The organism is Arthrobacter sp. CMU6 (assembly GCF_059090205.1).
In genome coordinates this window covers 175,156-187,694 of record NZ_JBNHFL010000005.1, presented here as the reverse complement: position 1 = coordinate 187,694, position 12,539 = coordinate 175,156, and the positions used below count along the sequence as shown (strand labels likewise).

Below are 12,539 nucleotides of genomic sequence, written 5' to 3'. Positions count from 1 at the left end.
CAGCCGTGTCAACCAGCACCACCGTAGGAACCGCCGCCCGCCCGTTGCGCGTGGCCGTCATCGGATCCGGCCCGGCCGGCGTCTACGCAGCGGACATCCTCACCAAGAGCGAGGCCGTCAAGAGCGGCGAGCTGACCGTGAGCATCGACCTCTTTGACCGCTACCCGGCACCCTACGGCCTGATCCGCTACGGTGTGGCCCCGGACCACCCGCGCATCAAGGGCATCGTCAACGCCCTGCACAAGGTCCTGGACCGCGGCGACATCCGCTTCTTCGGCAACGTCGACTACGGCACGGACCTCTCCATCGAGGACCTCCGTGCGCACTACGACGCCGTCATCTTCGCCACCGGCGCCATCAAGGACGCCGACCTGAACATTCCGGGCATCGAACTCGAGGGCTCCTTCGGCGGCGCCGACTTCGTGTCCTGGTACGACGGGCACCCGGATGTATCCCGTGAATGGCCGCTGGACGCGAAGGAAATCGCCGTGATCGGCAACGGCAACGTCGCCCTCGACGTGGCCCGCGTCCTCTCCAAGCACGCCGACGACCTGCTGGTCTCCGAAATCCCGGACAACGTCTACGCCGGCCTGAAGGCATCGCCGGTCACCGACGTCCACGTCTTCGGCCGCCGCGGCCCGGCCCAGGTCAAGTTCACCCCGCTGGAGCTGCGGGAGCTGTCCCACTCCAAGGACGTGGACATCATCCTGTACCCGGAGGACTTCGAGTTCGACGAGGAATCCGACCGCCAGATCCAGAGCAACAACCAGACCAAGACCATGGTCGGAACGCTCACCAACTGGATCGCCGAGCAGCCCGAGGACCTCTCCGAGCTCAAGGCCTCCCGCCGCCTGCACCTGCACTTCCTGCACAGCCCGGTGGAAATTTACGACGACGCCGAGAACCCCGGGCGCGTCAGCGGCATGAAGTTTGAGCGCACCGAACTGGACGGCACGGGCAACGCCCGTGGCACCGGCGAATACATCGACTACCCGGTCCAGGCCGTCTACCGCGCCATTGGCTACTTCGGTTCCGCCCTGCCGGAGATCGAGTTTGACCACAAGAAGGGCGTCATCCCGAACGCCGGCGGCCGCGTCCTGGACGCCTCCGGCGAGCACGTCCCGGGCATCTACGCCACCGGCTGGATCAAGCGCGGACCGGTGGGCCTGATCGGCCACACCAAGGGCGATGCCCTGGAGACCGTGACCTTCCTGCTGGAAGACCGCGAGAACCTGCCGGTTGCCGAGGCACCCGCTGCCAGCGCCGTCGTCGACCTGCTCGAAAGCCGCGGCGTGGAATACACCACCTGGGAAGGCTGGCTGGCACTGGACGCCCACGAACTCGCCCTCGGCGCCGAGGCCACCGCGGCTGGCGGCTCCCATGGCGTTGAGGTTGTGCGTGAGCGCATCAAGGTGGTGCCGCGCGAGGACATGGTTGCCATCTCCCGCGACGGGATCGCCGCCAGCGTCTAGCACCTGACAGCAACGGGGGCCACACCTGCGGGTGTGGCCCCCTTGCTTTAAGCTCCCGCGCCGCCGGCGGCCATGAGCTCGAGGCGCTGCAGGGTTTCCCGGTTGCGCACCGTGATGATCGGGTCGCGCAGTGCCTTGGGAACAGCCAAGCCCGGGCCGCGGACCGCGTCCTCGGCTATCGTGACCCGGCACTGCTCGCCGAGCTCTTCAATGGTGAGAATGACCTTGGCCTCGCCGATCGGCCAGCCGCGGGCGATCAGTTCCAGCTGCCGGCCCGGCTCGGCCGCGGTCACCTTGGTTGAATCGTTGATGAGCAGCGGCCAGGCGCCCACGGAGTGGTGGAGCAGGGCCCCGACCTCCGGCCAGCGCGCGTCCACGGAACGGATCCTCGAGGCGCCCACCACCCAGCCGGAATAGAGCCAGCCGTCCGCTATCACTGCCCACACTGACGATGCCGGTGAATTGAAGACCTGCGTGACGGTTGACATGGTATTCCTTTCGTCGGCCGGAGGCTGGCGCCGGGCGGCGGAGGTCCGGTCTGAAGCTTTGAGCCCGGCCGGATGGGGGTCGCCGGAAATCGGTCGGGCAGGGCGCCGCGCGGCACGGTACGAGCGCTCCCGGAGCCGGCGGGCCCAGGCATAAGTCCCGGCCCCGGGCAGGGGGTGCTTCAGCGGATCGAAGCGGATGGCCGTGTCCCCGCTGTCCGTACCTCCGCTATCGGGAGCGGCCCTCAGGTGCAGTACGCCTGCCTGCACCCACCGGCCTGCCGGGGCGGAGTAGGACAGCGCCAAGGTCCAGTCTCCGGTGGCCAGGGACTCCTTGAAGTCCCCGTCCGTGCTGGCCCTGCCCGTCGCGCGCCCGGGCAGCGACAGCGTCCGCAGCCCCAGCAGGACGGGGCCCTGGGCACCCTTGTAGGGCATCAGCGTGGTGAACTTTGCGGTCTCAATATCCAGCTTGGGCAACAACAGGAACCGGCCAGGAAGGCTCCATCCGGTCGAGGCAAACAGGACATCGGCGACGTCCTCGGAGTCGCCGGCGCCAGTGACCACCCGGAGCGCCAGGCCCAGAATGTCCGGCAGTGACTCCGGGAGCCCGACCGAGCGGGAAAACCGCCCGCGCACCTGGCGCGTCCCGGCGTCGTCGAGCCAGGAGATGCCGCTGGGCCCCGGAAGACCTGCAGCCGTGCGCCCCTCGGCACCGGTGAGTGTCAGTTCCCCAACCAGGCTGATGCCCCGCGGATGAATCGGACGGAAGGGGCGCACCGCCTTGACGGCCCGGAACACCGCGGCAAAACCGCGCCCGGCGACCTCGGCTGCCCGCTCCGTCGCCCCCTCTGCCTGTATTCCCCTGCCGGTGCTTGATTGTCCCCGCATGCGTCGCCTTTCCATGACTACATCCTGCCGAACTTTGACCGGACCAGAGCGAAAATTCCGTAGCAAATGAAACCTGCGCCGATGGCAAACAACAGGTAGGGGCCGAAGGCCTGGTCACGCAGCGCCTTCAGGCTCCCGTCAAGGCCGGTGGATTCCTCGGGGGTGTGCTTGGCGGCCGCGATGGCAAAGAGGAGGCCGGCCAGGAACAGCGCGATGCCTTTGGCCACGTGGCCGGTCACACCCAACGAGTCGATGATCTTGCCGCGGCGCGTGCCGTTGAAGTGGAAGAGCTCCTCCTTGAACCCACGCCGGAAACCTTTCACCATGAAGTAGATGCCCACGCCGATGACGGTCAGGCCCAGGGCACTGAGGATCACGCTGCCAAAGGGATTGGTGAGGAGGGCTGCGCTTACGTCCCTCGTGGACTCGCCGGAGTCACCGCGGAGCCCCACCGCAAAGCCGCCGAAACTGAGCCCGACGCTGCCGTAAGCGATCGCGAGGAAGCCAGAGGAGATCAGCTTCCCGATCCGTTCCTTGCGGGGCAGGCGCCGGGCCCGGAGCGTGGCTTCGCTCAGCTGCCAGAGGGAGAGCCCGGCGCACCCGATCATGCCGGCCCACATGAGTGCCGGTCCCCACGGATTGGCTGCCAGTTGTTCGATGGCACCGGTGGGTTCGGCCTCGCCGGGCTGGCCGAAGGCCAGGGCCACCGCAATGGCGCCCACGATGATGTGCAGCAGGGCCATGACAGCAAAACCCGAACGCGCGACGACGTCGAGCGCCTTGGTGTTCGATGCAGCCTCCGCGGCGTCGGCCGCTTCGCTGATCGTCGAGTCGTTGTCCGTCGTGACCTCCGGTTAGCAGTTGTCCATTTAGCCGTTCATCGGCCCTTCCGCGTGGATGCGCTCAGAGCCCTCACCCACGAGCCTCACTGTGCAGCGCACCACGAGGTCATCGGGTGCCGTGTCGATGTCGACGAGCGCTTCGCCCGCGCTGAGGACGGTGAATACTTCCGAGCCGGCCTCGACGTCGAAGCCCTTGCTTTTGGCAGCCTGCGTTGCGTTGGCCAGCGCCTCGCGCTTCAGCCCGTCCACATATGCCTGGTCGTCCTCGCGTTCGGAGTCACCGAATGCCCAGCCGAACAGTGTTCCTGTTGATCCCATGGCGTTGATTTTACGCCCAGGTCCATTGATATTACGGGCTATCGTAACGTTAGTAAGTGTGCTTACCATATGGGGACCATGACTTTGGTACGGCTGGCGGGCATCTGCTTGCAGGATCCGCGGCGGCCACTGTTCCGGATTGAACCTCTTGTATTAGGAAGGACATCATGGCTGGAAATCTCTTTGCGCGGTCTGTTCATGACCTCACGGCAGCGGCCTGGTTTGGCGGTTCGCTGATGGGCGCGATCGGGCTCAATGGAGCCGCGGCGGAGGCGAAAGACCCGGCTGAACGGACCCGGCTGTCGAGCCGCGGCTGGATGAAGTGGGCTCCGGTGCAGACGGCCGCCTTCGCCACGCATTTGCTGGCGGACCTGTTCATCGCACTGGAAAACAAGGACCGGATCGCCCAGCAGGAAGGCGTTGCCCGGGACACCCTCTACAAGACGGCGGTCACCCTGGCGGGAGCGGCGGTTACCCTGTACGCCGGCGCGCTGGGAAAGAAGGTGGACAAGCTGGCCGACGAGGGTGCCGAAGGTGCCACCGAACCTCGGCCGGGAGCTTCGCAGAAGCTGCAGTCGGCGCAGAAGCAGCTGAAGGCGCTGCAGTGGGCCATCCCCGCCTTCGCCGCCTCGGTCATCGTCCTGGGCGCCAAGCACGGCGAAATGCAGCGGCCCAAGAACGTGTTCAAGGGCCTGCGCTGACAGCAGCCGGGAAGCGGCCATAACGCGAACGACGCCGGCCGGGCACCTTGGGTGCCCGGCCGGCGTTGCGCTCGTCCCGCCGTCGTGCCTTATGTCGGCTGGCTGTTTGCGGGCGGAAGATTCGGATTCATGTCCTGCAGGTGCGGGTCCTCGGCGGTCCACACCTGGATGATGGCCCATGCCACGGCCGCCAGCGGAACGGACAGGACGGCGCCGATGATGCCTGCCAGGATGGTGCCCGCCGTCAGGGCCATGAGGATGACCAGGGCGTGCAGCTGCAGCGACTTGCCCATGACGACTGGCTGCAGCAGGTCGCCTTCGAGCTGGTTGACCGCGATGACCACCGCCACCACGATCAGCGCCACGACCGGTCCGTTGGCGACGAGCGCCACCAGGGCGGCGAGGATCCCGGCCACGGTTGCCCCGACGAGGGGAATGAAGGCGCCGATGAAGACGATGATGGCCAGCGGGATGGCCAGCGGCACCTGCATGATCAGCAGCGCGGCGCCGATGGCCACGGTGTCCACGAGCGCAACGATGGCCGTGCCCCGGACGTAGCCGCCCAGGACCTCCAGCGTCCGCTTGCCCACGCGCCGCAGCCTGGCTTCGCGCTCCCCGGAGAAGGGCCGCAGGAGGAAATTCCAGATCTTCGCCCCGTCCTTGAGGAAGAAGAAGAGGATCACCACCACGAGGCTCGCTCCGGCCAGGAACTCCGTGACCACGGACAGGCCGGTGATGGCGCCGGACCGGACCTGGCTGCTCGTGGCGAACTGGACGGCGCCTTCCCGGGCCTGGTTCAGCTGCTCGCGGTCAATCGGGACCGGGCCTGAAAGGAGGAAGTTCTCGAGTTCGTCGAGCCCCTCGGAGGCCTGCTGGACCAGCTCGCCCCACTGGCTGCGGACAGAGAAGTAGATGACGGTGCCCACGCCCGCCAGCAGGAGCAGCAGGGCAACAAAGGCCACAGCCGTGGCGAGCCCGCCGGGCAGTCCGCGGCGCCGCAGCAGGTTGACAAACGGGCCGATGGCGGCGGCGAGGATCAGGGCGATCAGCACCGGAATGACCAGCAGCCGGACCTGCAGGAGGCCGTACACGGACACGGCCGCCACAGCAAGCACCAGCAGAACCTGGGCGCACCGTATCCCGAGCCTGCCGAAGTTGTCGGCCCACAGCTCCCGGGGAGGTTTGTGCTGCGGTTGCGCGGCAGCGTTTCGGGGCGGGAGCGGACCGGACCCGAGCTCTTGGGGTGGATCTTGCTCGGACAGGCGGGCTGTACGGGCCATGGGAACTCCTACTCATCAGGTCAATCAGTCGACTGGCTTGGTTAGTAAGCCTACTGACGTTTCCTGTTGAGGTGAAAGCCCGTTACTCCCGGAGCCACTCCGCGCAGGAGTTGAGGTTCCGGTGCACGCTGGCCACGGCGGCATCGCCGTCGCGTGCTTCGATGGCGTCCACGAGGTCCCCGTGGCCGGCCTGCGGCAGGCCGTCGAAGCCGGGGCGCCGGTGCTGCTTCAGCAGGTCGGCGTGGAACACGTCGCCGAAGCTGACATAGAGCTCGTGCAGGAGGGGGTTCCCGGAGGCCTGCGCCACGCGTACGTGAAAGCCCCAGTCCGCACGGGCCCAGCGCGCGTAGTCTCCGGCGTGCCAAGCGTCCCCACGCTCGGTGAGCAGCGCGCGCATGGCAGCGACGTCGTCGGCCGTTGCATGCCGGGCGGCGAGGCGGGCGGCCTGCGTGTCGAGTCCCACGCGGACCTCGAGGATGTGTTCGTCCGTGTGTTCCTTGTAAAGCCGGCGGGCGGCTCCGGAGATTTCGCTGGTGGCACGGACGTATGTTCCGTCGCCGCGGCGGACCTCGAGCATCCCGCTGTGGGCCAGTGCCTTGACCGCTTCCCGGAGCGTCCCGCGGGACACGCCCAGCCCGGACATGAGCTCGGTTTCGGAGGGTATGCGCTGCTGCAGCGGCCATTCGCCCGACTGGATCATTTCGCGGAGTTTGGCGGTGACTTCGTCCGCCAGCGGCTGGCGGTGCGACGTGCTCAGGGTCATGGCGTCCTATTCTTTCATTCCGGCGGGGGCGGTTCCGGCGGCGCCCGTTCCCGCTGAGCCGGCGCCGGTGGCGCTGACTCCGCCAGCCCGGCCGCTGCTGAGCAGGTGCGCCACGACGATCTGAACCACTGCGATGACCAGGAGCAGTGCCAGCGGCAACGTCCAGCTCCCCGTCGCGCTGTGCAGCAGGCCCATGCCGAAGGGTCCGACGGTGGCAAGAAGGTAGCCGGTGGACTGGGCCAGGGTGGACAGGGCCGTTGTCTCGGCGGTGTTCCGGCCGCTGCGGCTGATGATCACCATCACCAGGGGGAAGATGCCCAGGCCGAAGCCCAGCAGCACCGCGGGGATGACGGCCAGTGAAACGGGGAGGAAGAGGAGTGCGGCAATGCCTGCGGTCATGGTCAGGGTTGCGAGGTGGACGGCGGGACGCAGCATCCGCGGCCGGGAACCGATGGCGATCAGCACCATGCCGGCCGGGACCGAGACCAGCTGCATGATGCCGAACATGAGGGCGCTGTCCGCCGGGCTGAGGCCCATGGTGGTGAGCATGTACGGGAACCAGCTGAGCAGGGCATAGGCGAGCAGCGCCTGCAGGGTGAAGATGCCGGTGAGCAGCAGCCCCGTCTTGGTGCGCAGCAGCGGCCAGGGGGAGATGTGTCCGGCCGTTCTCCGGATCCTGTTGCGGTGGGCGTGCAGGGTCACGGGCAGGAAGCCCAGGAACGCGGACAGGGCAAGGATTCCGATGGTGCCCAGTCCGGCCGACGGTGACCCCAGCAGTTGCGCCAGCGGAACCACCATGACGGCCATGACGGTGGCGCCGCTGGTCATGGTCACGGTGTAGACGGCCGTCATGAGGGACGTGCGCGCGGCGAAGTGCTCCCGGATGAAGGACGGCATGGACACGTTGCAGACAGCCAGGCCGGACATTCCCACCACGGTGCCCACCACCAGCATGCCGGTGGTGGGGATGCCCCGGACCAGCAGGCCGGCTGCCAGCATGCCGAGCGAGAGCAGGATGGCCTTCTCCACTCCGAGCTTCCCGGTCAGCCACGACGTCGCGGCTCCGGCCACGGCGAAGCACAGTGTGGGAATGGAGGGGATCAGCGAGGCAACCAGCGGACCGTAGCCCAGGACCTGCTGCAAGTCGTGCAGCAGGGCCGAGGCGCCAGTGATGCCGGCTCTCAGGTTCAGGCCGATGAGCACCAGGGCAATGACGCCGGCGACGACGGCGGTGCGCGGCTTGGTGGGGTACGTGGCTGAGGTCCGGGGTGCTGAGGAAGTAGTCGCCATGTCTTAACGTTAGACGTTTGACGTTTGATGTCTAGAACTTTGTGGGGAAACTCTCGCGGGCACTCCGGCCCGGGCATAGACTCAGCCCAGCAGGCGCTTCGAGCGCAGCAACCCGGCAATGGGAAAGGACGCCGCGCAGCCATGACTGCCGAAGGGCTTGAGACCGAGAAAAAGTACGACGTCGACGCCGGCACAGCGCTGCCTGACCTTGCCGCGATCCCCGGTGTGGCCGGCGTGGGTGAACCCCATGATGCCGAACTTGAAGCCGTCTACTTTGACACCGAGGACCTGGTTCTGGCCTCCCGCCGCATCACGCTGCGCCGCCGGAGTGGCGGAGCCGACGCCGGCTGGCATGTCAAGCTGCCACCGGACGCCGGCGCTGCGGCCGGGAGTGGGTCCGCCTCGGAGGAGGGGCCGGCACCCCGCCGGGAGATCCACGCCCCGCTGGGCCAGTCCGACGTCGTTCCCGAGAGACTGCTGGCCCACCTCCATGCGTTCCTTCGCGGAGCGGATCCCGTGCCCGTGGCCCGCCTGAGTACCCGGCGCACCAGCCATGCACTTTACGGGGACGACGGCGTGCACCTCGCCGACTTTGCCGATGACACCGTGGAAGCGGAACTGCTTCAGGGGGCGGCCGGGAAACAGCAGTGGCGCGAATGGGAACTCGAGCTGGTTCACGGCCAGCCGGGGGTATTCACGGCAGCAGCAGCGGTGCTGGCCGCGGCCGGTGGCCGGCCGTCGGCACACGAGTCGAAGCTGCGGCGCGCCCTGGGGCCGGCGGCGCCGAAAGCCTCCGGGACTGCAGGACCTGAAGGTGCTGCCGAACCTGAAGGCACTGCCACAACGGAAGGCGGGGGAAAGCAGCCCGGCGGCAGGAAACCGGGTAAGAAGTGGCCGGCGTCCGCCGTCGTAAGCGCGTACCTGGCCGGGCAGATCAGCGAAATCCTGGCCAACGACGCCCGGGTGCGGCTGGAGGAACCCGACGCGGTCCATGCGATGCGCTCGGCCACGCGCCGCCTGCGGTCGGCCCTGGCGGTTTACCGGAAGCTCTACGGCCAGGGCGCCGTGGGCAGGCTGCGCGACGAGCTCAAGTGGCTGGGCCGGATCCTCGGCACGCCCCGCGACGCCGAAGTGATGCAGAACCGGCTGAGGGCCAACACCGGCAAGCTTCCGCCGGGGGTGGCGGCCGACGACGTGAAGCGGCGGATCGAGCGGGAGCTGGGCGCCAGGCTCGACGCCGGCTACCGCAAGGCGCAGGAGGTGCTCCTGACCGACCGCTACTTCCGCCTGCTCGATGACCTCGAAGAGTTCCGTGACCACCCGCCCGTCCGGCCCGCGGCTTCGGCACCCGCGCGCAAGGCCGCCGGCAAACTGGTGGGCAAGTCGGCCAAACGGCTGCGCCGCGCCCACAAGGCGGCTCTGCGGGTCAAAGACGGCGCCGGCGAAAAGCCCGGCATGGAGCTCAAAGATGTCACGGCGCATGAAACCGCGCTGCACCAGGTGCGGAAGGACGCCAAACGGCTAAGGCATGCGGCCGAGACTGTGGATCCCGTCTTTGGCCGGCGCGCCGCCAAGCTGGCCAAGGTGGCGCACAAACAGCAGAAGATCCTCGGTGACCACCACGACAGCGTGATGGCGCGGATTTTGCTGGGGAAGCTCGCTGGCGGCCCCGGCCTGCCGGAGCCGGTGGAGGCAGCCTACGGTTCGCTCCTGAAACAGGAACAGAAGAGCACAGCCAAAGCCGAAGCCAAGTACCGCAAGGCGCACCGGAAGTCCCGGAAGGCAATTCGGCGCGGAGTGGGATAGCAGGGCAGCCGGTGGACGAGCACCCAGAACGGCATGCATCGCGCCCGGGGAACACGGTCATCAGCCTTTCCGACGTGGACGCGGACATGGTGCCCGAGGTGGGCGGCAAGGCTGCCCACCTCGGTGTGCTCCTGGCTGCCGGATTGCCGGTCCCGCGCGGCTTCTGCGTGACCACCGCGGCCTACCGGCGGCTGGCGGACGCGGCGGGAGTCGAGCCGTCCGAGCCGTCCGAGCGGACGCGAAGCAGGCTGGCCTCGGCATCCTTGCCCGGGGACATCGTCGAAGCCATCCTTGCCGCCTACGCTGATCTGGGCGAGGACACCCCGGTGGCCGTGCGCTCCTCTGCCACTGCTGAGGATCTTCCCGAGGCCAGCTTCGCAGGGCAGCTGGACACGTACCTCAACGTCGTCGGTTCCGAGGCGCTGTTGGATGCGGTCCTCCGCTGCTGGGCCTCCCTGTGGACGGACCGGGCCGTGGCCTACCGCGCAGACCACGGAATGGATCAGCGCCCGGTCGGCGTCGCCGTCGTTGTTCAGGAGATGGTGGACGCCGCCGTCGCCGGGGTGATGTTCACGGCGAACCCGTTGACCGGGCGGCGCAGGGAAACCGTGATTGACGCCGCACCCGGACTCGGCGAGGCGCTGGTCAGCGGGGCTGTGAACCCGGATCACTTCACGGTCGATGCCGCGACCGGGGAGATCCTTCAGCGCCGCCTGGGCGACAAACTCGTTGAAAGCCGGCCCGCCGAGGGCGGCGGGACCCGCTTGCTGCACCGGCAGGATGGCGCGCGGCAGGCGTGCCTGACGGACGAGCAGGTCCGCACGCTGGCCAAGATCGGGACGCGGGTGGAGGAGCTGTACGGGGAACCGCAGGATATGGAGTGGGCCGTCGAACCGCACGGCGGGATCCGGGTGCTGCAATCCCGTCCAATCACCACGCTGTTTCCCCTGCCCGGGCCCCACAACCACGACGACGGCGCCCGGGCCTACCTTTGTGCCAGCCTGCTGCAGGGGCTGACCCGGCCGCTGACACCCATGGGTCTGGCATCCTTCACCCTCATGAGCAATAGCTACCGGTCGGCATTCGCCGGCAACGAACCGGCGGCCTACCGTTCCGTGCAGATCGGGATGCGCATGTATGTCGATGTCACGCCCCAGCTGCGCAGCAAGGGCGGGAGGCGCGGCCTGCTGAGGGCCATGAAAGTGGCCGACGCCCGGTCCGTGGAGGTGTTGGCCTATCTGGCCGCCGACCCCCGCTTCGCCGTCACCAAGGCCACCAGGGTGGCTTCGCTGAAAGCGGGACTCCGGGCCTCGCCGCCGTTTGGCCTGCTTGGGCACGTCCTGGCCGCGATGGTCAATCCAGCCGCGGCGCTGGAACGGGTCAGGGCAGCGGACCGTGAGTTGGACCGCATGCTGGTGCTGCCGGAGCCGGCCTCCGGCGCCCTGCGGCTGGATTTCGTGGAACGCTTCCTCACCAAAGACATCACGCCCGCCGTGATGCGGGTACTGCCGCCGGCCGCCGCGGGGTATATCTGGCTGGGTCTGGCACGGCTGCTGCTGGGCCGGCTTGTGGAGGCCGGCGACCTGCAGGCCGTGCTGCGAGGTTTGCCGCACAATGTGACCACCGAAATGGATCTGGAGCTCTGGCGGACCGCCACCTCAATCCGGGAGGACCCGGATTCAGTCCGCGCGCTCACCGGGGAGGACCCGCAGGTACTCGCCGGCCGCTACCTCGAAGGAACGCTGCCCGCCGTCTGCCAGGACGCCCTGCGCAGCTTCTTCGCAAAATACGGTCACCGCGCGGTGGCCGAAATTGATCTTGGCGTTCCCCGGTGGCGCGAGGACCCCGCGCACATCGTCAACGTTGTGGCCAACTACCTCAAGCTCGCGGACCCGGGGCTCGCTCCGGACCGGCTCTTCCGGCGGACCGCAGAAAATGCCGAAGCGAAGGTTGCCGAGCTGGCCGAACGCGCCGCCCGGTCCAGGGGAAAGCTGTTCGGCAGAATCGTTGCCCACAGCCTGCGGCGGGCACGGGAAACCGCCGGCATGCGCGAGTACCCCAAGTTCCGGCTGATCACGGCCTTCGCTTTCCTCCGCCGCCAGCTCCAGCAGGTGGGCGAGGAACTCGCAGGCGCGGGCCGGATCACGGCGCCGGACGACGTCTTCTTCCTGGACCTCACCGAAGCCCGCGTGGCATTGCGCGGCGCGGACCTGCGCGGACCCGTCGCCGAGCGCCGCCAGAGCTACCAGCGTGAAGTGCGGCGCCGGCGCATTCCCCGTTTACTGCTTTCCGACGGCACCGACGTCGAGGCGGCCATGGCCGCGCAGGCGCATGAAGCGCCGTCCCTGGACGGGCAGCTGCGGCAGGGAACCCTAATGGGGACGGCGGCCTCCGCCGGAACCGTGACAGGCAAAGCCAGGGTGATCCTGGACCCGGCCGGCGCGCATCTGGAGCCGGGCGAAATCCTCGTTGCGCCGTCAACGGATCCCGGGTGGACGCCGCTCTTCATGACCGCCGGCGCACTGGTCATGGAAATGGGCGGACCCATTTCCCACGGTGCCGTGGTGGCGCGGGAATACGGAATTCCCGCCGTCGTCGGTGTCCCCGACGCCACCATGCGGATTCGAACCGGGGACACCGTCACCGTGGACGGGGCCGCGGGGACGATTGCGGTGAAGGAGGAGTGACCGCCGT

Annotated in this window: 10 protein-coding genes; 4 read left to right on the top strand and 6 right to left on the bottom strand. The window is 68.2% G+C overall.

The annotated features are described in order from the left end of the window. Positions 1-5 precede the first annotated feature (5 nt). Positions 6-1,472 (top strand): FAD-dependent oxidoreductase, encoded by a 1,467-nt coding sequence (locus AC5RWD_RS05510; protein WP_494019046.1) that lies wholly within the window; start codon positions 6-8, stop codon positions 1,470-1,472. A gap of 47 nt (positions 1,473-1,519) precedes the next feature. On the opposite strand, the gene AC5RWD_RS05505 is transcribed toward AC5RWD_RS05510, so the two are convergent. The 3 genes from AC5RWD_RS05505 to AC5RWD_RS05495 all read right to left on the bottom strand — a co-directional run bounded on the left by AC5RWD_RS05505 (position 1,520) and on the right by AC5RWD_RS05495 (position 4,005). Beyond that, positions 1,520-2,845 (bottom strand): SRPBCC family protein, encoded by a 1,326-nt coding sequence (locus AC5RWD_RS05505; protein ID WP_494019045.1) that lies wholly within the window; start codon positions 2,843-2,845, stop codon positions 1,520-1,522. A 17-nt stretch (positions 2,846-2,862) separates the two neighbouring features. Next, entirely contained in the window at positions 2,863-3,588 is a 726-nt protein-coding gene (locus tag AC5RWD_RS05500; protein WP_494019044.1) for a DUF1206 domain-containing protein, read from the bottom strand. A 126-nt stretch (positions 3,589-3,714) separates the two neighbouring features. Beyond that, on the bottom strand, positions 3,715-4,005 hold the full coding sequence (locus AC5RWD_RS05495; RefSeq protein WP_494019043.1) for a hypothetical protein: 291 nt from the start codon (positions 4,003-4,005) through the stop codon (positions 3,715-3,717). Positions 4,006-4,172: 167 nt separating this feature from the next. Between AC5RWD_RS05495 and AC5RWD_RS05490 the strand changes: the two genes are divergently transcribed. Continuing rightward, complete coding sequence (locus tag AC5RWD_RS05490) at positions 4,173-4,706, top strand: hypothetical protein (protein ID WP_494019042.1); 534 nt, start codon at positions 4,173-4,175, stop codon at positions 4,704-4,706. Positions 4,707-4,795: 89 nt separating this feature from the next. Here AC5RWD_RS05490 and AC5RWD_RS05485 read toward each other — a convergent pair whose 3' ends face one another. From AC5RWD_RS05485 to AC5RWD_RS05475, 3 genes are all read right to left on the bottom strand, one after another. Beyond that, complete coding sequence (locus AC5RWD_RS05485) at positions 4,796-5,986, bottom strand: AI-2E family transporter (RefSeq protein ID WP_494019041.1); 1,191 nt, start codon at positions 5,984-5,986, stop codon at positions 4,796-4,798. A gap of 82 nt (positions 5,987-6,068) precedes the next feature. Continuing rightward, positions 6,069-6,749: a FadR/GntR family transcriptional regulator gene (locus AC5RWD_RS05480; RefSeq protein WP_494019040.1), complete on the bottom strand. Its 681-nt coding sequence runs from the start codon at positions 6,747-6,749 to the stop codon at positions 6,069-6,071. 6 nt (positions 6,750-6,755) lie between these two features. Further along, the gene (locus tag AC5RWD_RS05475; RefSeq protein WP_494019039.1) at positions 6,756-8,039 is read right to left on the bottom strand and encodes an MFS transporter; all 1,284 of its coding nucleotides are present in this window, start codon (positions 8,037-8,039) and stop codon (positions 6,756-6,758) included. 141 nt (positions 8,040-8,180) lie between these two features. Here AC5RWD_RS05475 and AC5RWD_RS05470 point away from each other — a divergent pair, with 141 nt between their 5' ends. Beyond that, complete coding sequence (locus AC5RWD_RS05470) at positions 8,181-9,845, top strand: CYTH and CHAD domain-containing protein (protein ID WP_494019038.1); 1,665 nt, start codon at positions 8,181-8,183, stop codon at positions 9,843-9,845. 11 nt (positions 9,846-9,856) lie between these two features. After that, positions 9,857-12,532 carry a PEP/pyruvate-binding domain-containing protein gene (locus AC5RWD_RS05465; protein ID WP_494019037.1) on the top strand — a complete coding sequence of 892 codons (2,676 nt, stop codon included), beginning with the start codon at positions 9,857-9,859 and terminating at the stop codon, positions 12,530-12,532. Positions 12,533-12,539: the final 7 nt, after the last annotated feature.

Bases quoted from the DNA above. Each gene is read 5' to 3' on its own strand.
- AC5RWD_RS05505 (WP_494019045.1), bottom strand. From the start codon at position 2,845: ATGCGGGGACAATCAAGCACCGGCAGGGGAATACAGGCAGAGGGGGCG.
- AC5RWD_RS05500 (WP_494019044.1), bottom strand. From the start codon at position 3,588: ATGGCCCTGCTGCACATCATCGTGGGCGCCATTGCGGTGGCCCTGGCC.
- AC5RWD_RS05495 (WP_494019043.1), bottom strand. From the start codon at position 4,005: ATGGGATCAACAGGAACACTGTTCGGCTGGGCATTCGGTGACTCCGAA.
- AC5RWD_RS05490 (WP_494019042.1), top strand. From the start codon at position 4,173: ATGGCTGGAAATCTCTTTGCGCGGTCTGTTCATGACCTCACGGCAGCG.
- AC5RWD_RS05485 (WP_494019041.1), bottom strand. From the start codon at position 5,986: ATGGCCCGTACAGCCCGCCTGTCCGAGCAAGATCCACCCCAAGAGCTC.
- AC5RWD_RS05480 (WP_494019040.1), bottom strand. From the start codon at position 6,749: ATGACCCTGAGCACGTCGCACCGCCAGCCGCTGGCGGACGAAGTCACC.
- AC5RWD_RS05475 (WP_494019039.1), bottom strand. From the start codon at position 8,039: ATGGCGACTACTTCCTCAGCACCCCGGACCTCAGCCACGTACCCCACC.
- AC5RWD_RS05470 (WP_494019038.1), top strand. From the start codon at position 8,181: ATGACTGCCGAAGGGCTTGAGACCGAGAAAAAGTACGACGTCGACGCC.